This window comes from Sediminicoccus rosea, assembly GCF_033547095.1.
Classification (GTDB): Bacteria; Pseudomonadota; Alphaproteobacteria; order Acetobacterales; family Acetobacteraceae; genus Roseococcus; species Roseococcus rosea.
Genome location: NZ_CP137852.1, coordinates 4,388,957 through 4,411,990, shown reverse-complemented (window position 1 = coordinate 4,411,990; position 23,034 = coordinate 4,388,957). Strand labels below are relative to the sequence as shown.

The 23,034-nt window shown below is 72.9% G+C and carries 17 protein-coding genes; 10 read left to right on the top strand and 7 right to left on the bottom strand.

The genetic code is table 11. From position 1 onward, the window contains the following. Positions 1–178: 178 nt before the first annotated feature. On the top strand, positions 179–1,327 hold the full coding sequence (locus R9Z33_RS21260) for an alpha/beta hydrolase (protein ID WP_318648578.1): 1,149 nt from the start codon (positions 179–181) through the stop codon (positions 1,325–1,327). 4 nt (positions 1,328–1,331) lie between these two features. Here the strand turns inward: R9Z33_RS21260 and R9Z33_RS21255 are convergent, their stop codons facing one another. Next, positions 1,332–2,735, bottom strand: a complete 1,404-nt coding sequence (locus R9Z33_RS21255; protein ID WP_318648577.1) for an alkaline phosphatase family protein — start codon at positions 2,733–2,735, stop codon at positions 1,332–1,334. A 180-nt stretch (positions 2,736–2,915) separates the two neighbouring features. On the opposite strand from R9Z33_RS21255, the gene R9Z33_RS21250 reads away from it, so the two are divergent. From R9Z33_RS21250 to R9Z33_RS21235, 4 genes are read left to right on the top strand one after another with little or no spacing between them, the layout of a single operon-like run. Further along, positions 2,916–3,482, top strand: a complete 567-nt coding sequence (locus tag R9Z33_RS21250) for a hypothetical protein (protein ID WP_318648576.1) — start codon at positions 2,916–2,918, stop codon at positions 3,480–3,482. Further along, positions 3,479–4,306, top strand: a complete 828-nt coding sequence (locus tag R9Z33_RS21245) for a cellulose synthase operon protein YhjQ/BcsQ (RefSeq protein WP_318648575.1) — start codon at positions 3,479–3,481, stop codon at positions 4,304–4,306. Before R9Z33_RS21250 ends, R9Z33_RS21245 begins: the two co-directional genes overlap by 4 nt. Next, positions 4,303–8,919 (top strand): UDP-forming cellulose synthase catalytic subunit, encoded by a 4,617-nt coding sequence (gene bcsA, locus R9Z33_RS21240; protein ID WP_318648574.1) that lies wholly within the window; start codon positions 4,303–4,305, stop codon positions 8,917–8,919. The genes R9Z33_RS21245 and bcsA overlap by 4 nt, the downstream gene beginning before the upstream one ends. 42 nt (positions 8,920–8,961) lie before the next feature. Then, positions 8,962–12,705 (top strand): cellulose biosynthesis protein BcsC, encoded by a 3,744-nt coding sequence (locus tag R9Z33_RS21235; protein ID WP_318648573.1) that lies wholly within the window; start codon positions 8,962–8,964, stop codon positions 12,703–12,705. Positions 12,706–12,811: 106 nt separating this feature from the next. Here the strand turns inward: R9Z33_RS21235 and R9Z33_RS21230 are convergent, their stop codons facing one another. Continuing rightward, a complete protein-coding gene (locus R9Z33_RS21230; RefSeq protein ID WP_318648572.1) occupies positions 12,812–13,642 on the bottom strand; it encodes an aldo/keto reductase in 831 nt (276 codons plus the stop codon). Positions 13,643–13,678: 36 nt separating this feature from the next. On the opposite strand from R9Z33_RS21230, the gene R9Z33_RS21225 reads away from it, so the two are divergent. The 4 genes from R9Z33_RS21225 (at position 13,679) to R9Z33_RS21210 (ending at position 16,378) form a co-directional block, all read left to right on the top strand. Further along, a complete protein-coding gene (locus R9Z33_RS21225; protein ID WP_318648571.1) occupies positions 13,679–14,311 on the top strand; it encodes a hypothetical protein in 633 nt (210 codons plus the stop codon). Beyond that, complete coding sequence (locus R9Z33_RS21220) at positions 14,308–14,838, top strand: sigma-70 family RNA polymerase sigma factor (protein ID WP_318648570.1); 531 nt, start codon at positions 14,308–14,310, stop codon at positions 14,836–14,838. The genes R9Z33_RS21225 and R9Z33_RS21220 overlap by 4 nt, the downstream gene beginning before the upstream one ends. Beyond that, positions 14,835–15,500, top strand: coding sequence for an anti-sigma factor (locus R9Z33_RS21215; protein ID WP_318648569.1), 666 nt, complete (start codon positions 14,835–14,837; stop codon positions 15,498–15,500). The genes R9Z33_RS21220 and R9Z33_RS21215 overlap by 4 nt, the downstream gene beginning before the upstream one ends. Positions 15,501–15,598: 98 nt before the next feature. Next, positions 15,599–16,378, top strand: a complete 780-nt coding sequence (locus tag R9Z33_RS21210) for a DUF4394 domain-containing protein (protein ID WP_318648568.1) — start codon at positions 15,599–15,601, stop codon at positions 16,376–16,378. Positions 16,379–16,475: 97 nt separating this feature from the next. On the opposite strand, the gene R9Z33_RS21205 is transcribed toward R9Z33_RS21210, so the two are convergent. After that, positions 16,476–17,276, bottom strand: a complete 801-nt coding sequence (locus tag R9Z33_RS21205) for a cyclase family protein (RefSeq protein WP_318648567.1) — start codon at positions 17,274–17,276, stop codon at positions 16,476–16,478. Positions 17,277–17,376: 100 nt separating this feature from the next. On the opposite strand from R9Z33_RS21205, the gene R9Z33_RS21200 reads away from it, so the two are divergent. Beyond that, positions 17,377–17,853, top strand: a complete 477-nt coding sequence (locus R9Z33_RS21200; protein ID WP_318648566.1) for a DUF1203 domain-containing protein — start codon at positions 17,377–17,379, stop codon at positions 17,851–17,853. Here R9Z33_RS21200 and R9Z33_RS21195 read toward each other — a convergent pair whose 3' ends face one another. Genes R9Z33_RS21195 through R9Z33_RS21180 form a run of 4 tightly spaced genes read right to left on the bottom strand, consistent with a single transcriptional unit; the run spans position 17,854 to position 23,007 of the window. After that, entirely contained in the window at positions 17,854–19,170 is a 1,317-nt protein-coding gene (locus tag R9Z33_RS21195) for an ABC transporter permease (RefSeq protein WP_318648565.1), read from the bottom strand. It lies immediately after the preceding gene. Further along, complete coding sequence (locus tag R9Z33_RS21190) at positions 19,167–19,892, bottom strand: ABC transporter ATP-binding protein (protein WP_318648564.1); 726 nt, start codon at positions 19,890–19,892, stop codon at positions 19,167–19,169. The genes R9Z33_RS21195 and R9Z33_RS21190 overlap by 4 nt, the downstream gene beginning before the upstream one ends. Then, positions 19,889–21,385 carry an HAL/PAL/TAL family ammonia-lyase gene (locus R9Z33_RS21185; RefSeq protein ID WP_318648563.1) on the bottom strand — a complete coding sequence of 499 codons (1,497 nt, stop codon included), beginning with the start codon at positions 21,383–21,385 and terminating at the stop codon, positions 19,889–19,891. The genes R9Z33_RS21190 and R9Z33_RS21185 overlap by 4 nt, the downstream gene beginning before the upstream one ends. Next, a complete protein-coding gene (locus R9Z33_RS21180; protein WP_318648562.1) occupies positions 21,385–23,007 on the bottom strand; it encodes an efflux RND transporter periplasmic adaptor subunit in 1,623 nt (540 codons plus the stop codon). The genes R9Z33_RS21185 and R9Z33_RS21180 overlap by 1 nt, the downstream gene beginning before the upstream one ends. Between the last annotated feature and the right edge of the window lie 27 nt (positions 23,008–23,034).

The window sequence follows — 23,034 nt, the reverse complement described above, 5'->3', positions numbered from 1 at the left end:
GGAGGGTGATGCCCTTGGATCGTGTCGAACGCAAGGCGTATCGAAACGCCGTGCCGTCGGGCCGGGCGGGGGATGCATGAAAACCGGGCGCATGCCGTCGGAAGCGCCTGAAAACCCGGCCGCCGGTTCCCGGGGCCCGTGGTCCGGGTTAGCCTCCCGAGAAACCGGAGGATCCGCCATGCTCGAACCGCTCGCCGCGTCGCACCTGCCCGCAGGGGTGCGTGCCCGCCACATCAACCATGTGAACGGCCTGCGCATGCATGTGCTGGAGGCGGGCGAGGCGGGGCGCCCCCTGCTCCTGCTGCTGCATGGCTTCCCGGAACTGGCCTATTCCTGGCGCAACGTGATGGTTCCGCTGGCTGAGGCCGGCTATCACGTCGTCGCCCCCGACCAGCGTGGCTATGGCCGCACCGAGGGGCCGACCCCCGTCTATGACGAGGACCTGACCCCCTATCGCCCACTGGGCTATGTGCGCGACGCGCTGGCCCTGGTGGCGGCGCTGGGCCACACCGAAGTCGCCTGCGTCATCGGCCATGATTTCGGCGCGCCCGTCGCCGGCAATGCGGCGCTGACCCGGCCAGACGTGTTCCGCGCCGTCGTGATGATGAGCGCGCCCTATGGCGGCCCGCGCGCCTGGCCGCTGGGCGAGCAGGGCAAGCCCGAGGGCCTGGCTGGGCTCGCCTCGCCAGAATTGCACGAAGCACTGGCGAAGCTCGACCCGCCGCGCCGGCACTACCAGTGGTTCTATTCGACGCGCGAGGCGGATGCCGACATGCGCCACGCGCCGCAGGGGCTGCATGCCTTCCTGCGCGCCTATTACCACCACAAGAGCGCCGACTGGCCGGCCAACAAGCCCTATCCGCTCGGCGCCTTCACCGCCGAGGCGCTGGCCGTGATGCCCACCTACTACATCATGCCGGCCGGCATCGGCATGGCGGAGACGGTGGCGGCCGAAATGCCCGACGCCGCCACCATCGCCGCCAATCGCTGGCTGCCGGAGGCGGCGCTGGCCGTCTATGCCGAGGAGTATGGCCGCACCGGCTTCCAGGGCGGGCTGCAATCCTATCGCTGCACGACGAGCGGCCAGGCGGCCGCCGAGATGCGCCTCTTCGCCGGACGCGGCATCGAGGTGCCGGCCTGCTTCATCGCGGGGGCCAGCGACTGGGGCATCCACCAGAAGCCCGGCGAGTTCGAACTGATGCAGGGCCAAGGATGCCGCGACCTGCGCGGCTGCCATCTGGTGCCGGGCGCCGGCCATTGGGTGCAGCAGGAGCAGGCCGCGGAGACGGCGCGCCTGGTGAAGGACTTCCTGCGCGGCCTCGGCTGAGGGCTCAGCCGCGCCGCAGGGCCGTGGGGTAGAGGCGGCCGCCATGGCGCCCGCCCTCCAGCACGAAGCCGCCGGGGAGGGGGATCGTGGCCGGCTCGGCCGGCGCATCGGCCCAGGGGTCCCAGGCCTGGTGCAGCACGCGGCCCTGCAGGCCCGCTGGCGCCAGCCCGAACAGGTGCAGGATCGTCGGCGCCACGTCGGTCAGGTCGGCCATGCCCTTCATGGTGATGCCCGGGGTGAAGGGCCCGCCCTCGAAGGCCAGCACGGTCGCGAGTTCGCGCCGGTGCAGCCCGCCATGCATGCCGCCCCCCTCGGGCACATCGGGCGCGTCGAAGGGCGCCTGGCCGGGCAGGCCGAAGGCATCCGGCCCCTCATCGCCGGCGAAGAGCAGGACGAGGTCCGCCGCCCGGGGATGGTTCGCTTCCAGCAGGGCGAGGGGGGCGCTGCGGCCGGGCAGCAGCGCCGGGTCATTGGCCAGCAGCGGCCCGGCCCAGGGTTGGCGCGCCAGCCAATCCGCCACCTGGGGCGCGAGGCTCGGGTCGTTCAGCCAGATGCCGGGCGCGCCGGCCGGGGCGACGGTGATGGCCGTGCCGCCTGCCCCGGCCGGCAGCCCGTCCCGCGCCATCAGCTCGGCGAGCGCGATCTTGCGGTCGCCCGTCACATGGCCGTGGTCGGAGAGCACGATCAGGCCGATTTCCCGCGCATCCGGCTGGGCGTCCCGCCAGTCGCGGATATGGGCGACGCAGGCATCGGCCTCGGCGATGGCCAGCGCCGTCTCGGGGTGGCCGAGCCCGCGGTAGTGGAAGCTGATGTCGGGCTCCGGGCACCAGAAGAGCGCCACATCGGGGCGGTGGCGGGGTAGGACATGCTCGGTCAGGACACGCGCCGCGTGGCGGCTGCGGGCGAGGTTGGGGATGCTGGCGGGCGGGGTGGGGCCCAAGTGTTCGGCGACCGCCCGCGCCTCCGCCGTGTCGGTGTCGGCCGCGTTCCAGCGGAACTGGCCGAGGCGCCGTGCCGCGGGGCTCGCCACCAGCGTCTGCCCTGGCGTCCCGGCCGAGACCACGGCGAAGCTCAGGCCGGCGGCGGCCAGGTGCTCGCCGATGCCGGGACGTTGCAGCGGCGATTCCGCGCCGGCCGAGAGGATCCGGTAATCCTCGGCATCCTTGGTGCGCAGCAGGCGGTCGGGCGCCAGCGCGCGGTCGAACAGGGTGTTGCCCACCATGCCATGCGCCGCCGGCCGGCAACCGGTGACGAGCGAGGGGGTGGCCACCCGCGTCTCGCTGGGAAAGACGCTGCGGGCATTGGCGAAGCGCGTGCCGCGCGCCATCAGCCCGGCCAGCGCCGGCATGGCGGCCGGCGAGACCATATCGGGCCGGAGCCCGTCCAGCACGATGAGAATGAAGCGCATGCGGCGGTCCCCAAGGCGAGACGCCAGGATGGCGCTTCGTGACGCATGCGTCACCCGGGCCCGTCCAGGGTCCGTAACTGGCGCGAATCTGTTGCGCATGCTGCAAACTGGTGGTTAGCGGTAGGGGCGGCTTGTGCATCTTTTGGCATGCCGCGCCCGGCGGAAGGGAAACAGGCGAGCTTGCAGCGAGAGATCGCATCCGTGATGGCGGCCTGCGGGTTGCGCAACATCCGCTATGTCGCTTTCCCGCCGGTCGTCTTCGCGACGCCCGCCCCCGCCGCCACGCCCGAGCCGCAACCGGAAGCCCTGCCCGCCGAACCCCTTGTCGCCGAAGCCGCGCCCGCGGCCGAGACGGTGGCCATCCCCGTCATGGCGCCCCTGCTGGCGGAGGAGCTGGGGGCCCCGGTGCCGGCCATGGCCGAGGCGCTGGCGCCGCCCGTCGCGGTCCTGCCGGCCCCCATGCCCCCGGCCGCCCCGGTCGCGGAGGCGCTCCCGCCCGCCGCCGAAGCGCCCGTCCTACCGCTCCCCGCGTCGCATTCCGCGCCCCGCCCGGGCATGCGCCGCCTGGCCGAGCTGGCCGCCGAGATGGCGGAGCCGCGTCGCCCCGCGCGCGTCGCCCCGCCGCCGCCCCTTCCGGCCGAGGCCCCGCCCGGCGTGGTTCCGCTGCGGCACTACGCCCTGTTGCAGGACATCGCCGGCGAGTTGCGCCCGCGCCGCGTGCGCGCCCGCGCCGGGAAGCGGGCATGAGCCTGATCGCCTTCGCCTCGCCCAAGGGCGGTGTGGGAAAGACGACCGTGGCCGCCCATGTGGCGGCGCTGCTGGCCCGGCGCGGCCACAAGGTCATCGCGCTCGACCTCGATCCGCAGAATGCCCTGCGCCTGCATCTTGGCATCTCGCTCCGCGAGGAGCGCTGCTTCCTAAGCCGCCTCGGCACCCACCCCGCCTGGCGCGAGGCGCTGGTCGAGACGGAATACGGCGTGCGCGTCCTGCCCTTCGGCCCGGCCGACCCGCTGCGCGCGCTGGAACTCGCGCAACTGCTGGCGAATGAGCCGCAGCACCTCTCCGAGCCGGTGCGCGAGATGCTGGCCATGCCCGATGTCATCGTCGTGCTCGACACGCCGCCCGGTCCCAATGCGGCGCTGGCCGCGCTGATGCCCCGGCTCGACCTCATGGTCATCCTGCTGCTGGCCGATGCGGGCAGCGCCGCCATCATCCCGCAGGTCGCGAACAACCGCGTGCTGGGCCGCGGCACGCTCGGCGCCCGTGCGGCCGACCGCGCCGTGCTGGTGCTGAACCAGGTGGACGACACCGAGCCGCTGTCCGATGCCGTCTTCGACATGGCGCGCAACGCGCTCGGCCCGCGCATGATCGGCGCCATCTGCCGCGACCCGGCCCTGGCCGAGGCCCTGGCGGACAAGCGCATGCTGCTGAACGGCGAGCCCGGCGCCGGCGAGGATCTGGAACTGCTGACCGAGGCCCTGGTGAAGCGCCTCAAGCTCTCCCGCCCCGGCGGCGGCTCCGGCGGGGGCGGCACAGGCTTCTCCGCGCTCAGCGAGTGGGGCAGCCAGTGAGTGGCGCGCGCTTCTCCGAATATGTGCAGACCTTCCCGGGGCCGGCGCCGCGCAATGCCCGGCTGATGCGCACCGCCGCCATCCTGCTCGGCCTGCTGGGCGCCTTCTTCTTCATCACCGTGCCGATGGAGGAGGAGGGACAGGTCTGGCTGACGCTGGGCGGCATCGCCGCCTTCCTCGTGCTCAACCGCAACAAGTCCCGCAAGGTGGGGCTCATTCTCGTCGTGCTCTCGGTGATGGTCACCTCGCGCTACCTGTTCTGGCGCGCGACCGAGACGCTGGAATTCGAGACGGCGCTGCAATCCATCCTGGGCACGCTGCTGTTCGGCGCCGAACTCTTCGCCGGCGCGCTGATGACGCTCTCCTATATCCAGACGAGCTACCCGCTGGACCGCAAGCCGGTGCCCATGCCGCCCAATCCGGCGGATTGGCCGACGGTGGACATCTACGTCCCCAGCTACAACGAGAGCCTCGACCTTGTCCGCCCCACCGTGCTGGCGGCGATGAACATGGACTACCCGCGGGACAAGCTGAACGTCTGGATCCTGGATGACGGCCGCCGCCCGGAGTTCCGCGCCTTCGCCGAGGAATGCGGCTGCGGCTACATCATCCGCCCCGACAACAAGGGGGCCAAGGCCGGCAACCTCAACCACGCGATGCGCCACACCACGGGCGAATACATCGCGATCTTCGATTGCGACCATGCACCAACCCGCGCCTTCCTCCAGCTCACGCTGGGCTGGCTGATCCGCGACAAGCGCATCGCCCTGGTGCAGACGCCGCACCATTTCTATTCGCCCGATCCCTTCGAACGGAACCTGGTGCGCCAGCGCCTGGTGCCGAATGAGGGGCTGCTCTTCTACGGCGCCATCCAGCCGGGCTCGGACCTGTGGAACGCCTCCTTCTTCTGCGGCTCCTGCGCCGTCATCCGCCGCGAGGCGCTGGAGGAGGTGGGCGGCGTGCCGCATGTGACGGTGACGGAGGATTGCCACTGCGCGCTGAAGATGCAGCAGCGCGGCTGGCACACCGCCTATATCCGCATTCCACTCGCCGCCGGGCTGGCCACCGAGCGCCTCGCGCTGCATATCGGCCAGCGGCTGCGCTGGGCGCGCGGCATGCTGCAGATCATGCGGACGGAGAACACGCTCTTCGCGCCTGGGCTGCAATGGATGCAGCGCTTCTGCTACTTCATCGCGGGCTTCGGCTTCCTCTTCGCCCTGCCGCGCGTGATCTTCCTCACCTCGCCGCTCGCCTTCCTCTTCTTCGGCGAGAGCGTGATCGCGGCCAGTCCCGTCGCCATCATCGCCTATGCGGGCAGCCACATGTTCCACGCCGTCGCCACCACGGCGCGGCTGAACGGCAAGCACCGCCATTCCTTCTGGTCGGAGATTTACGAGGCCTCGCTCGCCGTGCCGCTGCTGCCCGTCACGCTGCTGACGCTGTGGGATCCCTCCAAGGGCAAGTTCAACGTGACCGACAAGGGCGGCATCCTGGAGGCGGGCTATCTCGATTTCCGCGCCGTGCTGCCCAACCTCATCATGCTGGGGCTGCTCACCATCGGTTTCGGCATCGGCATCTGGGGCAGCCTCACGCATGACCTGAGCAGCCTGGAAGGCCGTGCCTACCTGCTGAACACCATCTGGGCGGGCCTTTGCCTCATCCCGCTCGCGGGGTCGGTCGCGGTCGGGCGGGAGCGGGAGCAGTCCCGCGTGCGCGCCCGCGTCGAGGCGGACCTGCCGGGCGAGATCATCCTCGCCTCGGGCGAGCGGCTGCCGACGCACAGCGCCAACCTCTCCCTCTCCGGCGCGCGCCTGATCATCGACCGGGCGCTGGGCGTGGCTGAGGGCGATGAGGTGAAGGTCGCCTTCGAGACGGGCGGCGAAACCATCGAGCTGCGCGCGAAGGTGATCCGCTGGGACGGCAACGAGGTCTATCTGGAATTCATCATCGAAACCCTGGCCGACGAGGCCGGCGTGGTGCGGGCCTTCTTCGGCCGGCCCGATGCCTGGCTCTACTGGGACCATTGGCCCGAGGACAAACCCCTGCGCTCGCTCTGGACCGTCGTGCTCGCCTCGGCCGATGCCGTGTTCCGCAAATACCGCTTCGGCATCCTGCGCCCCTCCAAGCCGGTGGCGACCTCCGCCAAGCCGCAGGCGCCGCGCGTCTCGGATGTGCTGGCACCGCGGCGGCCGCCGACCGCCCCGCCGCCGGCCAATACGCCCTCGCCCGCGCCGGCCAGCACCGCCGCTCTGCTGGCCCTCGCCCTGTTGGGCGCGAGCCCGGCGCTCGCGCAGCCCGCCGCGCCGCCGCCGCTGATGCAGGCGCCACCGCCCGCCGGGTTCGCGCCCGCGCCCGCGCCGATGGCGATGACGCCGGCCCAGGCGGCCGCGGGCGTGATGCCGGGCGCCAACGGCCTTCCGGCCGCGCTTCCGCCGCTCGACCGCGACGCGCTCCCGCCGGGGGCGCGCATCGTCACCCGCAGCCTGCGCGAGCTGGGGCTCTCCGGCCCCATGCAGCTGCGCGGCACGAATGACCTGCAGGGCGTGCTCTTCGGCCTGCGCGCCGATGAGGTGGTGACGCAGGCGCGCGTCACGGTGGCCGGCGGCGCCTCACCCGCGCTGATCCCCTCGCTCAGTCAGATCGCCATCACGTTGAACGATCAGTTCGTCGGCACCGTCCCGATGGACGCCGCCCGGCAGAGCTTCGGCCCGCTCGAGTTCCCGCTCGACCCGCTCTATTTCAGCGAGGTGAACCGGCTGAACTTCCGCTTCGCCGGCCGCTACACCACCGAGTGCAACGACCCGCTCTCCGGCCTGCTCTGGGCCACCATCTCCGATCTCTCGACGGTCCAGATGCGGATCGAGCGGCTGCCGCCCTCGCGCGATCTCTCCCGCCTGCCCGAGCCGATCTTCGACCGGCGCATCCTCTCGGGCGTGGTGACCGTGCCCATGGTGCTGCCCGAGACGCTCGGCCCTGCCGGGCTGCGCGCGGCCGCCATCGCCGCCTCCTGGTTCGCGGTGCAGGCCGATTACCGCGGGGCCAATTTCCCCGTCTCGCGCGGGCTGCCCGAGCGGGGCGACGCCGTCGTGCTGGCCATGGGCGTGGATTCCGTGCCCGGCCTCAACATGCCGCGGGTGGATGGGCCGACGCTCGCCCTGCTGCCCAACCCGACCGACGCCTTCGGCACGCTGCTCGTCATCGCCGGCCGCAGCGAGGCCGATCTCGTCGCCGCCGCCCAGGCCATGGTGGCGGGCCGCGCCACCCTCTCGGGCGAGATCGCCCGCGTCGTGCCGCCCACCATCCCGCCGCGCCAGCCCTATGATTCGCCGCGCTGGATCCGCACCGACCAGCCCGTCACCTTCGGCAGCCTCGTCCCGCGCGACGAGCTGCAATCGGCCGGCTATTCGCCCGGGCCCGTCCGCATCCCCGTCCGCACCGCGCCCGACCTCGTCACCTGGCGCAATCGCGGCTTTCCGGTGCACATCGAATATCGCTCGCCCGGCGGGCCGGTGATCGACGTCTCCGCTTCGCGCCTCGACGCGGCCTTCTCGGGCGCCTATCTGCGATCCTTCCGGCTGGCCGATCCCGAATGGATCCCGCCGCTCACCGCGGCGGCCGATTGGTTCGCGGAGGTGCTGGGCTTCTCCTCGGCGACGCGCTCGGGCCGGCTGGACATCCCGCACTACCTGGTGCTGGGCCGCGACGAGCTGCAACTGCGCTTCGACATGCGGCCCATGGCGCGTGGCGATTGCGTGGCGGTGCCGGCCGATGTCCGCGCGGCGATCGAACCTGGCAGCACGGTGGATCTGCGGCGCGGCTACCGCCATGCGCGCATGCCCAATCTCGGCTTCTTCGCCTCCTCCGGCTTCCCCTTCACCCGCCTGGCCGACCTTTCGGGCATGGCGGTGGTGCTGCCCGAGCGCGCCAACCCGCTCGAACTCGGCGCCTTCCTCGACGTGGTGGGGCAGCTCGCCGCGACCGTCGGCGTGGCCTCCACCGGCATCCAGGTGGTGACGCCGGGCGGCCTGCCCTCGGCTTCGCAGCGGGACCTGCTGGTGATCGGCACGCTCGGCCGCCAACCCGCGCTGGGCACCCTGTTCCGCGACTCCCCGCTCCGCATCGAGGGCGAGCGGCTGACGCTCGCCGCCCCTGGCCCGCTGCAGGATATCCGCGCCCTCTTCCTTGACGCGCCGGGCAGCACCGAGCGTGGCCGGGCGGCCACCATGCTGAACGAGGCCTCGGGCGAGGGGCTGGCGGCCATGATGGGGGGCGAGAGCCCGCTGCAATCCGGCCGCTCGGTCGTCGCCATCACCGGCGTCACCCCGGCCGCCATCACCCAGATGGTGGCCGCCCTGGCCGACCCCACGCTGGCGCCGCGGATCCAGGGCGACCTCGCCGTGCTGACCGGCGGGCGGATGGAGAGCTTCCGCACCATGGGCTCCTACTCGGTCGGCAGCCTGCCCTGGTGGATGCTGCCGCAGATCTGGCTGGGCGAGCGGCCGGAGCGGATGCTGCTGCTGATGCTTGGGGCTGCGGCGCTGGTCGGTGTCTCGCTCTTCTGGATCCTGCGCCGCCGGGCACTTTCGAGGTTGCGCGCACGCACGCATTCGTGAGATTCATGCCTTTGGGGGACTGAATCGATGCGTTGTGGGTCTGTGGCCTGGCTGCTCGGGGGGGCGGCGCTGCTCCCTGTTGCTGCCGCCGCGCAGCCGCAGGCGACGCCTGTCTCCCTCTCTTCGTCCGCACCGGCGAGTCCGGTGGACATCCTGGTGCGGCAAGCCGAGCGCTGGCTCGGCATGGAACGCTACGACCTCGCCGCCTCCTCCATCGAACGCGCCCTGGCGGCCGACCCCCGCAACACCCAGGCCCTGGCTGTCGCCGCGCGGATCGAGGCGGCGCGCGGCAACCGTGCGGGTGCCGCCGGCCTGGCCAGCCGCCTGCGCGAGGCAGGCGGCACCGAGGAGCAGCGCAGCGTGGCCGAGGGCGCGCTGCGCGAGGCAAGCGTGGACCGCAACGCGATCGAGGAGGCGCGGCGCCTGGCGCGCGAGGGCCGTGTCGAGGAAGCGGCCGCGCGCTATCGTCAGGCCTTCGGGGGCGGCACGCCGCCGCCCGCCTTCCAGCAGGAGTATTTCTCCGTCCTCGCCGGCACCCAGGCGGGGGGCGAGGAGGGGCGGCGCGGCCTCGCGCGCCTTGCCGAGAGCCCGACGGCCACGCCCCGCGCGCGCCTCAGCTTCGCCCAGACCCAGACCTTCCAGCCCGCCACCCGGCAGGAGGGCATCCGCCGCCTGAGCGCGCTCGCCAATGACCCCGAGGTGGGCGACGAAGCCCGCCGCGCCTGGCGCCAGGCGCTGAGCTGGAGCGCCTCCGACCCCGCCTATGCGCCGCTGATCCAGGCCTATCTCCAGCGCTTCCCCAATGATGCGGAGCTGCGCCAGGCGCAGCAGGCGGCGCTCGCCGCCGCTCCCCGCCCCGACCCCGGCGCCGCCGCGCGGCAGGAAGGCTTCGAGCGGCTGGAGGCGGGCGGCGCCGCGGCCCTGCGCGACAGCGCCCGGCAATTCGAAGCCGCCCTCGCCGCCAATCCGCGCGACGCCGATGCGCTGGGCGGTCTCGGCATCGTCCGCCTGCGCGAGAACCGCCCAGCCGAGGCGCGCGCCTTGCTGGAACGCGCGGTGGCCGCCGATCCGTCCCGCGCCGCGCAATGGCAGGGCGCGCTGGATGGCGCGGCCTATGGCCTGGAACTGGCCGAGGCGCGCACGGCGCTGCGCCGCAACGACCTGGACGCGGCTGATACCATCGCCCGCAGCGCCGCCCGCCGTCAGGTGGAGGATCGCACGGATGTCGAGGTGATCCTGGGCCAGATCGCGCTGCGGCGCGGCGATGCGCCGGCGGCCGAGCAGCGCTTCCGCACCGCGCTCGCCCGCCGCCCCGGCTTCGCTCCCGCTCGGGAGGGCCTGGCCCAGGCGCTGCGCGCGCAGGGCCGCCTCTCGGAGTTGCCGCGCATCGCCGATGCCCAGCCGCGCCCTGGTGAGCGGGGTGTGGTGGCCGGCAACCCGATGGCCAACCAGCTGCGCGCCGATGCGGCCCGCACGACGGACCCCTTCGTCGCCGAGGCGCTGCTGCGCCAGGCACTGACCCAGGCGCCGAACGACCCCTGGGTGACGCTCGACCTCGCCCGCGCGCTGCGGCGGCAGGGCCAGCTCGTGCCTGCCCGCGCGACGCTGGAGGAGCTGGTGATCCGCGACCCGCGGCCGGACAGCCTCTATGCCGCGGCACTCTTCGCCGATGAGAGCGGGCGCATCGCCGACGCCGAGAACTACCTGAACCGCATCCCGCCCGCCGCCCGCAGCGCCGACATGGCCCGGCTGCAGGCGCGCATCCGCACCCAGCGCGACGTGCAGCGCGCGGCGCAGGGCCTGGGCCGCAACACCGCCGATGCGCGGGTGCAGCTGCTCACCATCGCCGCCCGGCCAGACCCGACGGGTGCGACGGCCGCCGCGGTGATCCGCGTCTTCGGCGATGCCAATGACCGCTTTGGCGCCGCCGAGGCCGCCCGCGTGGGCGAGGCGGCGAACCGCAATGCCGGGGCGCAGGCGCGGCTCGCCATCGCCGGCGCGCTGCTCGGTGCGGGCCTCGATGGCGAGGCGGCGGGCCTCGCCGACCAGATCGACGCCCAGCCGAACCTGACGCCGGAGCAGCGGCGCGACATCGCCTCGCTGCGCGCGGGCATCGCCGTCCGCGCCTCCGACCGGCTGAACGCCGAGGGCAACCAGGCCCAGGCCTTCGAGCGGCTGCGCCCGACCCTGGAGCGCGACCCGGAGAACACCGAGGCCAACCTCGCGCTGGCGCGCCTCTACCAGGGTGCCCGCGACCCGCGCGAGGCGCAGCGCATCGCCGAGGCCATGCTGGCCCGCAACCCGCGCAATTTCGACGCACGGCAGGGCGCCATCGACGCCGCCATCGCGCTGCGCCAGCGCGGCCGGGCCGAGGCGCTGCTGGCCGAGGGGCAGGAGATCTTCCCGCGCGAGAGCCGGATGAGCCTGCTCGAGGCACGCGTCGCCATCGCCTTCAACCAGGAGGATCGCGCGCGCCGCGCGCTGGAGCTCGCCTCCGCGCAGCGCCGCGCCGAGCTTGGCACCGCGGCTGCCGCGCCGGTGGGCCTCGCGCAGGCGGGGACGCAGGCGGGCCAGCCCAACCCCTTCGTGCGGCCGGGTGCGGCCGTGCCGCTGCCCGCCATCCCGGGCGCCGCCCCGCAGCCGAGCGACCGGCTGACGCGCGAGATCAACCAGCAGCTCGCCCAGCTCGAGGATCGCACGGCGCCGCGCGCCAGCCTTGCCGGCACCTTGCGGCAGCGTTCCGGCTCCTCCGGCATCGACCGCCTTCTCGACCTGCGCGCGCCGGTGGAGGCCGAGTTCACGCCGCCCGTCATCGGCGGGCGCGTCACGGCCAATGTCACCGCCGTCTCGCTCGATTCCGGCAGCCTCGGCACCGACACCAACACGCAGCGGCGCTTCGGCACGGGCTCGCTCGCCAATTCGCTGATCAATTCGCGCACCACGGCGGCGGGTGTGGCGCTGGGCATGACCTACCGGCGCGGCGATTCCTTCCGCTTCGATGTCGGCTCCTCGCCCATCGGCTTCCCGACCTCGACCCTGCTGGGCGGGCTCGAGATCGCGCCGCAGATCGGCGTCGCGCGCGTGCGCCTTACGGGCGAACGCCGCTCGGTCGAGGACAGCATGCTCTCCTGGGTCGGCCAGCGGGACCCCTTCACCGGGCGGAACTGGGGCAATGTGATCCGCACCGGCGGGCGCGGGCAGCTCGAACTGCCGCTGGGGCCGGGCTATGTCTATGCGGGCGGCGGCTACTCGGTGTTCGAGGGGCAGAACGTCGCCTCCAACAACCGGATCGAGGCGGGGGCCGGCTTCTCCTACCCCGTCATCCAGGGGCCGAATGGCGAGCTGAGCATCGGCAGCGACCTCGTCTATTTCGCCTATGACCGGAACCAGAGCCACTTCACCTATGGCAGCGGCGGCTATTTCAGCCCGCAGGCCTATACCGCCTTCAACGTGCCGGTGGATTACCGTGGCCGGTCGGGCGATTTCAGCTATCGCCTGGGCGGGACGGCCGGCTACGCCGTCTTCCGGCAGGAGGCGACGCCGGTCTTCGCCAACAATCCGTCCCTGCAGGCGCAACTGGTCCAACGCGCGGCGACGATCGGCGGCGCGGCGCCGCTGCTGACCGTATTTCCGGCCCAGAACCAGCAGAATTTCGTGGGCGGCGTGCGGGCGGATCTCGACTACGCGATCACGCCGCGCGTCAATCTCGGCGCCGGCTTCCGCTACGACAAGGCGGCCGATTGGGACGAGACGCGGGTCTTCATCCGGCTGCAATCCCGGTTCTAGACCACGCCGCGTTCCCATGCCTGCGCTGCGCATGGCCCAGCCTTGGCTGAGGGGATGATTCAGCGTTTCGGCGAGTCCGCCTCAGCGCATCATGCTCAAGCAGACGTCACAGCATCGCGAGCGACCGCTTGCGGCGCGGCGGCGGGAAGGCGGCGTCCAGCGCCGCCTGTTCCTCCGCGCTCAGCGTGATCTCCCGCGCGGCCGCATTCTCCTTCAGATGCGCGAGCGTGGTGGCCTTGGGAATGCTGATCACGCCAGGCCGGGAAAGCGTCCAGGCCAGCGCCACCTGCGCGGGCGTCGCAGCGCGGGCCCGGGCGACCGCGACGAGGCCCGGATGGCGCAGCAGCGCGCCCCCTTGGCCGACCGGTGAATAGGCCATCACCGGCATGCGGCGCGCGGCGCAGAAAGGCAGCAGGTCATATTCCGGGCCGCGATGCTCCAGGTTCAGCAGCACCTGGTCCGTCGCGCAATCGGGCAGTGCGGGGCCGAGCTCCTCCAGATCCTCCACGTCGAGGTTGGAGACGCCCCAGCGCGCGATCTTTCCGGCCGCGCGCATCCGTTCCATCGCCTCCACCGTATCCTCGAGGGGAACGGAGCCGCGCCAATGCAGGAGGTAGAGATCGAGGCATTCGACGCCGAGCCGCCGGAGGCTGCGCTCGCAGGCCTGCGGCAGGGCGCGGCGCGAGGCATTGTGCGGATAGACCTTGGAGACGAGGAACACCTCGTCCCGCCGCCCGGCGATGGCCTCACCCACCACCTCCTCGGCGCCGCCCTCGGCATACATCTCGGCCGTGTCGATCAGCGTGAGGCCGAGGTCGAGCCCGGCGCGCAGCGCGGTCACCTCGGCCTTCCGGTTCTGGGCCCGCTCCCCCATATGCCAGGTGCCCTGGCCCAGCGCCGCCACGTTGCTGCCATCGGCGAGAGTGATGCTCCGCATGCCGTCCTCCTTGATCCCTTGCACAGGTTAGCCGCCATGACCCGCCTTGCCATCGCCCTCCTGCTGGCCCCGCTGCTCGCCCCGCTGGCAGCGGTCGCGCAGCCCGCCCCCGCGCAGCCCGCCCCCGAGGCGATCGGTCCCTGGCAGCTCTCCTGCGTGACCGACCGGATGACCGACCGCACCGCCTGCATCCTGCGCCACCGCGACTGGGTGGAGCGGCCATCGGTGGGTGTGGGCCTGGCCTTCGAGATCCTGGACCGCGGCGGGCGCATGGTGCCGGCGGTGACGGCCCGCGACCTTTCGCTCGACAGCGTCTCGCGCGGGTTGCTGGCGGTGGCGGGCTCGGCGCAGCTGCGCCTGGGCAGCAACACCATGATGGAGATGCCCTGCGGGCTGGAAGGGCGCAGCCTGATCTGCACGCCGCGCGCCGCCGATGCCGCGCGCGCCGCGCAGGAACTGCCCGCCGCCGAGCGGGCGCTGGTGCGGATGGCGGGCCTCGGCAGCAACAGCAATGCCGCGACCGCGCCGGCCGAGCTGCGCCTCTCCGACACCGCCGCCGCCATCGAGCGCCTGCGCAGCCGCCAGCCGGCCGGCAGCGCCGCCGCCCCGCCCGAGCCCGGGCTTGACCTGGGCGGCATGCTGGGCCGGCTGCAGCAGCTCATGCGATGAGCGACGCCGCCGCCCTCCTGGCCCGCATCGCCGGCGGCGAGCGCGCAGCGCTCCAGGCGCTCTACAAGGCCCAGTCGGTCCGTCTCTTCGGCGTGGCGATGGCGATCCTGCGCGATCGCGACGCGGCGGCCGATGCGCTGCATGACGGCTTCGTGAAGATCGCCCGCAATGCCGCGCAGTTCGATGCGGCGCGCGGCGCGGCGGAGGCGTGGCTCGGCTCCATCATCCGCCATGCCGCGCTCGACATCGCGCGCCGGCGCGGGCGTGAGATCCCGACGGATGACGCGGCGCTGGGCGATACGCCGGTGGAGGCGGAGCAGCTCGACGCGCTGGCGACGGGCGAGCAGGAGGCGCGGCTGCGCGAGTGCCTCGCGCAACTGCCGGAGAAGAACCGCCAGGGCATCGTGCTCGCCTTCGTGCATGGCCTGTCGCATCCGCAGGTGGCCGCAAGGCTCGACCTGCCGCTCGGCACGGTGAAGGCCTGGATCCGGCGCGGATTGCTCGCCCTGCGGGAGTGCCTGGCATGAGCCCGGAAGAACGCGACGAACTGGCCGCCGAATATGTGCTGGGCACGCTGGAAGCGCGCGAGGCCGAGGCGGCGCGGGCGCTGATGGCGCGCGATGCGGCGTTCGCGCGGCTGGTGGCGGCGTGGGAAGAGCGCCTCTCGCCCCTGCTGGCGCTCGCTCCGCCGGAAGCGCCGCCGCCCGGCCTCTGGGCGCGCATCGAGGCGACGCTGGATGGCGCGAAGCCCGCCCGCAGCGGTTGGCGTTTTGCCTGGCCCGCCTTCGGCCTGGGTGCCGGTGCCGTCGCCGCGGGCCTCGCCGCCTTCATCATCCTGCGGCCGCCGGCCCCCGCGCCGCTGATGACCGTGCTGCTGACCAGCCAGGACCAGTCGGCCTTCCTGGTGGAGGCGGAGCGCGGCGAGATCCGCCTCGCTGCCGTCAATCCGCGCGGGGTCGAGGCGGGGCGTGTCATGCAGCTCTGGGCCTTGCCGCAGGGGGCGACGGCGCCGACCTCGCTCGGCCTGGTGCCCGAGAGCGGGCGCCTCAGCGTCACGCCGCGTGGCATCCGGCCGGAACCCGGCATGCTGATCGAGATCACGCTGGAACCACCGGGCGGCTCGCCCACCGGGCGTCCCACGGGGCCGATCCTCTTCATCGGGCGGCTCGCCGCGGCGCGTTCCTCCTGATCGCGTTTTTTCGGCACGGCGCTGCATCCGGCTGCGCCGCCGGCCCGTAACGGAATCAGCGGGGCGATGCCGCCCCGCCCCGAAACGGAGCCCAGACGATGACAGAGACCCTTCGCAGCGCGCTGCTCGCCGGCGCCGCCCTCCTTGCCGCGGCCGGCGCGGAAGCGACGACGCTGGTCGGCCTCACCGCCGACAACATGCTGGTCCGCATGGACAGCGAGACGCGGCGCGCCGAACCCGCGCGGCGGATTTCCGGCACGGATGGCCGCGTGATCGCGATCGACCAGCGCCCCGCCAATGGTCGCCTCTACGGCGTGACCGAGAACGGGCAGATCGTGACGCTCGACCCCGCGACGGGCCGCGCGACGCCGGTGAGCCGCCTCAACATGCCCTTCGATTTCGGCGGGCGCGCCGTGGCCGATTTCAACCCGGTGCCCGACCGGCTGCGGCTGATGGGCATGAACGGCACGAATTTCCGGGTGAATGTCGAGACGGGTGAGGTGGCGCGCGACGGTACGCTGAAGCACGCCGAGGGGCCGCTCTCCGGCACCCAGCCGCGCATCGTGGCCGGCGCCTACATCAACAGCGTGGCGGGGGCGACGAGCACGACGCTCTACACGCTCGACACGCTGCAGAACGCGCTGAACGTGCAGGCCCCGCCCAATGACGGCGTGCAGGCGCCGCGCGCGCCGATCTCCACGCCGCTGCCGACCGGCGTCGCCTTCGACATCCTGACCGAGGGGACGAACAACACCGCCTTCCTGCTGGCGGGCGCGATGCTGCACACGCTGAACCTGGCCGATGGCGCGGTCTCGCCGCGCGGCGCGGTCACCGGCCTGCCGGCGACGGAGGTGATCGATATCGCCGTTCTGCGCTGAACGGCTGATCCGGCTGCCGCACCCCCACCCCCCTCTTCCCGGGGTGCGGAAGAGGGCGCCGCCGCCCCATCCCAGCGGGGCGGCGGCTGCCGCTGCGTCAGAGCAGCGCGAGCACGCGCGCGGGCCCGCCCGTGCCGCCGGCGATGCGCGGCAGCCCGCCCACCAGCGTGGCGCCGGTCGGCTGTAATTCCGCAAGGCCTGCCACGCATTCGATGCCCCAGCGCCCGGCGCCGAGCCAGGCCACATGGAAGGCGAAATCACGCGAGCCGCCATGGTCGAGCGAGAGGCTGTCCACCGCCACGCCCGCCGCGTTGCGCTCCAGCAGCAACGCCGCGACATCGGGGCGGAAGCCGGGGAAGGCGAGGCCGCCGCCCGGCTGCGCGTTGCGGAAGCGCGGCGTGCCGACATGCGCGGCCCAGCCGGCATTCAGCGCCACGCAGGCACCGGCCGGGATGCGGCCATGCGCCCGCTCATGCGCCAGCACATCCTCCGGCGTGACGGCGTAGTCGGCATGGGCGGCGGCCTTGTCGCGCATGTCGAGCACCACCAGCGGGCAGACCAGCGTGGCGGCGGGGATGGTTGCGGCATCCGCGCCATTCGCCGCGAAATGGAGCGGGGCGTCGAAATGCGTGCCCACATGCTCCCCATGGGTGATGCGGTTCAGGTTGTAGCCATCGCGCGCGATGTTCATCACGCGCTCCACCTGGATGGCGGGGTCGCCGCCGAAGGTGGGGAAATCGGGCGCCAGCACATGCGTCATCTCGACCACGCGTGAGGCGCGGGTGGGCTGGGCCAGGGCGGTCGTGACGGGGGCCGCGGCGGCCAGTGCCATGGCGGCGAGGATGCCGCGGCGGCCCAGCCGCTCGCCGATCCGCTTCATCACGCAGGCATCACACATGGCGGGCTCCTTCCCCTTGTGGGGCCGAGCCTATCGGCAGCGCGCATGTGGAAGCAACGACCGGAAGGCGCACCGCCGCCGCCCCGCTTAGAAGCGCCGCATGACCCGTTTCCGCTGCGTCCCGATGGACACTCCCTCCGCCCAACGCTTTCGCGCGACGCGCGTGGATGATCGTGGCGGCCCCGCCCATTCGCGCATCGTGGATGGGCCGGGCTTCCCCTGCCGCCACTGCCTGAAGCTCGGCGAGGCTGGCGAGGAGATGCTGCTGGTCAGTTGGGACCTGCCGCTGCCGCAGGGCCCCTATTGGACACCCTCGCCCGTCTTCCTCCACGCGCGCGATTGCGAGGCGGCCGTGACCGAGGACGCGCTGCCCGAGACGGTGACGGCGAACATGATCGTCTCGCTCCGGCACTACGACGCGGCGGGGATGTGCCTCTACGACCTCGGCATGGTGAGCGCGGGCGATGCGGTGGAGGGGCCGCTGCGTGAGCGCCTGGCCGACCCGCGCGTGGCCTATGTGAACATCCACACGGCGCGGCCGGGCTGCTGGCTCACGCGGGTGGAGAAGCTGCCCTGATCATTCGTGCCGGAGTGCCGTGATGGGGTCGAGGCTGGCCGCGCGCCGCGCCGGGTAATAGCCGAAGAAGAGGCCCGTCAGCGCCGAGACTGTCACGGCCAGCGCCACCGCATCCCACTGGATCAGCACGGGCCAGCCGGCGAGGCCGGCCAGGCTGTGGGCGAGCCCGATGCCCACGATCACGCCGACCGCGCCGCCCAGCAGCGCGAGCAGCACCGCCTCCAGCAGGAATTGCCGCAGGATGTCCCGTCGCCGCGCGCCGACGGCGAGGCGCAGGCCGATCTCCCGCGTCCGCTCGGTCACGCTCACCAGCATGATGTTCATGACGCCGATGCCGCCCACCAGCAGCGAGACGGCGGCGACCGCCGCCAGCAGCAGCGACAGCGTGCGCGCCGAGGCGTCGCGTGTGGCGGCGATCTCGCTCAGGTTGCGGATGGAGACGGTGTCCGGCTCATTGGCGGCGACGCGGTGGCGCTGGCGAAAGAATTGCCGCAGCTCCTCCTCCACATCGCCCATGTTCTCGCCCTCATGCACCTTCACGCTGATGGTGGCGACGGCGCGGGCGAAGGCGCGGGATGCGCCCATCACGCTGCGCCGCGCGGTCCAGTAGGGCATGATGACCACGTCATCCTGGTCCTGGCCCATCGGGTTCTGGCCCTTGCGGCCGAGCACGCCGATCACCTCGAAGGGTGTCGCGCGGATGCGGATCTCGCGCCCCACCGGGTCCTCGTCGCCGAAGAGGTTCTCGGCGACGGTGGCGCCGAGCAGGACCAGCTTGCGGCCGGACATCGCCTCCTCATTCGTGAAGAAGCGGCCCTCCTGCGTGGTCCAGTCATGCGCGATGAAATAGTCCGGGTCGGTCGCGACGACGGTGGTGGACCAGTTCTGGTTGCCGGCGACGATCTGCTGCTGCTGGCGGATGGTGCCGGCGGCGACCTGCACGGTGGCGATCTGGCGCGGGATTTCCTGCGCGTCGTCCCAGCTCATGTTGGGCCGCTGCCCGGCCCCCATGGAGACGCCGCCGAGGCGCACATTGGCGCCCCAGACGACCAGAAGATTGGCGCCGAGCGACTGGATCTGCGCCAGCACCTGCTGCCGCGCGCCCGCGCCGACCGCGACCGTGACGATGACGGCGGCCACGCCGATGAAGATGCCGAGCGCCGTGAGTGCCGCGCGCAGCTTGTTGGCGGCGAGTGCGGCGAGTGCCGCGAGCAGCGCCTCGGCCATGGAAAGCCCGGCACGGCGGCCCGCGGGCAGCGGCGGCAGGGGCGCCACGGAGCGCGCGGCAGCCTCCGGCGGGGCGTGCGGCGCGTTCATTGGAACTTCTGCCGCAGCATGGCTTCCGCATCCACCGGCTGGTAGCGGCTGTCCTCGATCATGCGGCCATCGCGGAAGCGCAGGGTGCGGCTGGCGAAGGCGGCCACATCGGCGTCATGCGTCACGCAGAGGATGGCGACGCCCGCGCGGTTCAACGCCTGGAACAGCGCCATGATCTCGAGGCCCGTCCGGCTGTCCAGCGCGCCGGTCGGCTCATCCGCCAGCAGCAGGCCGGGCCCGTTCACCAGGGCGCGCGCGATGGCCACGCGTTGCTGCTGCCCGCCCGAGAGCTGTGAGGGCGTGTGGTGCATGCGCTGCCCGAGGCCCACGCGTTCGAGCGCGATGGCCGCGCGCTCGCGCCGGATTCGGCGGGGCAGGCCGCGATAGAGCATCGGCATCTCGACATTGGCGAGCGCGTCCGAGCGCGGCAGCAGGTTGAAGCTCTGGAAGACGAAGCCGATCTGCTCGCCGCGCAGCGCCGCCACGCGGTCGGGCGGCAGCGAGGCCACATCCTCGCCCGCGAGCCGGTAGCGGCCGCGCGTCGGCTGATCCAGGCAGCCGATCAGGTTGAGGAAGGTGGACTTGCCCGAACCGGAAGGCCCCATCGCGGCGACGAATTCGCCGGGCCCGATCTCGAGGTCGAGGCCCTCAAGCGCCGCCACCACGCCCTCGCCCGAAGGGTAGTGGCGCGTCAGGTCGCGCGTCTCGATCAGCGCGGTCATGGCGGTGGCATCCCGCGCAGCACGGCGATGGCGGCCTCGATCTGCGGGCCCATCACGGCATCCTCGCGCATCACGGGCACGCGCTGGCGCAGCGCCGAGACGGCCGGGCGCAGCGCGGGGGCGGCGGCATGGCCCCGCAGGTCGAGCGCCTGGGCGGCCAGAAGGAATTCGATGGCCATCACCTGGCGCAAGGTCTCCGCCGCGAAGGCGGCGCGGCGCGCGGCGAGCGGCGCCATCGGCACATGATCCTCGGTGTTCGCGCAGGTGGGCACGGATTGGATGGAACCGGGGATGCTGCGCATCCGCAGCTCCGCGACCAGCGAGGCCGCGGTGTATTGCGCGATCATGAAGCCGCTGTTCCGCCCCGGCGTCGCCTCCGGGTGGATCAGGAAGGCGGGCAGGCCGTAATTCGTGGCCGGATCCACCAGCCGCGCGCAGCGCCGCTCGCTCATCACGGCCAGGCTGGTCAGCGCATTGGCCAGGAAGTCCAGCGCCTCGGCCGCCGCCTGGCCGTGGAAATTGCCGCTGTTGGAGGTGACGAAGCCATCCGCCAGGCCAAACAGCGGATTGTCGTTGGCGGCGTTGATCTCGATCTCCAGCACGCGCTGGCAGAAGGCGCTGGCATCGCGCGCCGCGCCGATCACCTGCGGGATGTTGCGCAGGCTGAGCGCGTCGCGCAGGCGGCTCGCGCGTGGGGCGAGCACGGCGACCGAGCCTTGCGTGAGCTCGCGCAGCCGGCGGCTCGCCTCGATCTGGCCCGGATGCGGCTTGGCCAGCGCCACGCGCTCATCGAAGCTGTCATTCAGCCCGCCGAGCGCCTCCATGCTGAGTGCGGCGATCGCCTCGGCCCAGCGGATCAGCGCCGCGCCATCGAGCCAGGCAAGGCAGCCGATGGCGGTGGTCTGCTCCGTGCCGTTGATGAGCGCGATGCCGTCGCGCCCCGTCATCGGGATCTGCGCGAGGCCGGCGCGCGCCATGCCTTCCGCGCCGGTCAGTCGCTCGCCCTTCAGGCGGCAGAAGCCCTCGCCGATCAGCGGCAGGACGAGGTGGGCGAGGGGGGCGAGGTCGCCACAGGCGCCGACGCTGCCCTGCACCGGCACCTCCGGCACGACGCCGGCATTGAGCATGGCGAGCAGCGCCTCCGCCGCCTCGGGCGAGGCGCCGGTGATGCCGGTGGCCAGCACATTGGCGCGGAGCGCCAGCATGGCCCGCACCTCGGCCTCCGGCATGGGCGCGCCAAGGCCGGCGGCGTGGGACTTGAGCAGGTTGCGCTGCAGGGCCTGGTTGTCGGCCGCCGTCACCTTCGCGCCATCCAGCGCGCCGAAGCCGGTGGTGACGCCATAGATCGGCGTGCCATCCGCGATCAGTGCGGTCAGGCGCGCATGCCCCTCCGCGAGGCGTGCGCGCGCCGCGGGGGTGAAGCGCGCCGGGGCGCCTGCCGCGATGCGGCCGAGGGTGGCGCAGTCCAGGCCTTCGCCGGCGATGTCTTCCATCAGAAGAGGGGCCTTGTGGTGGGGGCACGGGCCGGGGCGGCCCCTGCGCGTTCGGTGCCGACCACGACCTGCATGTCGGGCTGGAGGTCGCCGCTCAGCACCTCGGTCACATTGCCGTCGGTGAGGCCGGTGCGGATGGCGATGGCGCGGGGCGGGCCGTCGCCCTCCACCACATGGACCGTCCCGGCCGCGCCGCCCGCCTGCCGCGCCCCGCGAGCCGCGGCGAGGCGCGCGCGCTGTTCGGGCGTGAGCACGGCATTCAGGCGCGACTGGAGCCGCTGCCGCGCGGCCTGGGCCTGTTGGCGCCGTGCCTCGGGCTCGGCGGGCAGGGCGGCCATGCGCTCGCGCATCTCGCGGCCGGCGGCCTCGATCTCCTGGCGCTGGGCGGGGGTCAGGTCCGTCATCTCGCGCAGCGCGGCTTCCATGGGGTTGCCCGGTGCCGCCGCCTGGCCCGGTGCCGCGCCCTGGCCCGGCGGGCGCCAGCGCAGCGCGGCATTGGGCACGCGCAGCACGTCGGCGCGCTCGTCGGTGATGATGCGCAAGGTCGCCGTCATGCCGGGCAGCATGCGCCCGTCGGTGTTCGCGGCGCTGACGACGACGGTGTAGGTCACCACATTGTTCACCGTGGTGGGGCTCAGGCGGATGTCCTTCACCGTGCCGCGCAGGTTCACGCTAGGATGCGCCGCCACCGTGAAGGCCACGTTCTGCCCCGCGCGGATGCGGCCGATGTCGCTCTCATCCACGGTCGCCCAGACTTCCATCTCGTTCAGATTGGCGGCGATGGTGAAGAGCGTGGGCGATTGCAGCGAGGCGGCGACGGTCTGCCCCAGATCCACGCTGCGCGAGACGATGACGCCATCGATCGGACTGCGGATGGTGGCGAAGCCGAGGTTCACCTCAACCTGGCGCAGCTGCGCCGCGCGCTGCTCGGCCGTCGCCATGGCCGCTTCCACCTGCGCGAGGGCGGTCCGCGCGGTGGCTTCGGCGGAGATGAGATTGGCCTCGGCGCGCTGGATCTGGGCCTGCTGGATCGCGACATTGGCGCGGGCGCCATCGGCGGTGAAGCCGGCGCGGGCCGCGTCGCGCGTGGTGCCCACGGCGCTGCGGCGCAGCTCCTCGGTGCGGCGCGCCTCGAATTCGGCGTCACGCAGCTGGGCCTCGGCGCGGCCGGCCTCGCCGCGCGCGGCCTCCACCGCGGCGCGCGCCTGCTCGGCATCGGCCTGGGCGCGCTCCGCCTGGGCGCGCGCAACGGCGACCGCGGCCTGGGCGGAAAGCGCATCGGCGGCCGCGGCCGCGCGCGTGGCTTCCAGCTGCTGCGTGTCGAGCCGCGCCAGCACCTGGCCGGTGGTGACGCGCTGGTTGAAGTCGCCCGGCAATTCGCGGATCAGGCCCGAGAGCTGGCTGCCGACGATGACGGTGACCAGCGGGTTCACCGTGCCGGTGGCGGAAACCACGGCGGTGATGGGCCCGCGATCCACGCTGGCGAGCCGTAGGCGCGGGCCGCTCGCCTGCGTGCCGCCGGGCCAGGAGAGGCCAAGCGCCGCCATGGCGGGCTGACCGTAGAGATAGCCCGCGCCCAGAAGGGCGGCGGCGAGGGTGAGCAGGGCGAGGGTGCGGCGCATGACTTCTCTTAGCTAAGCCACGGGTGT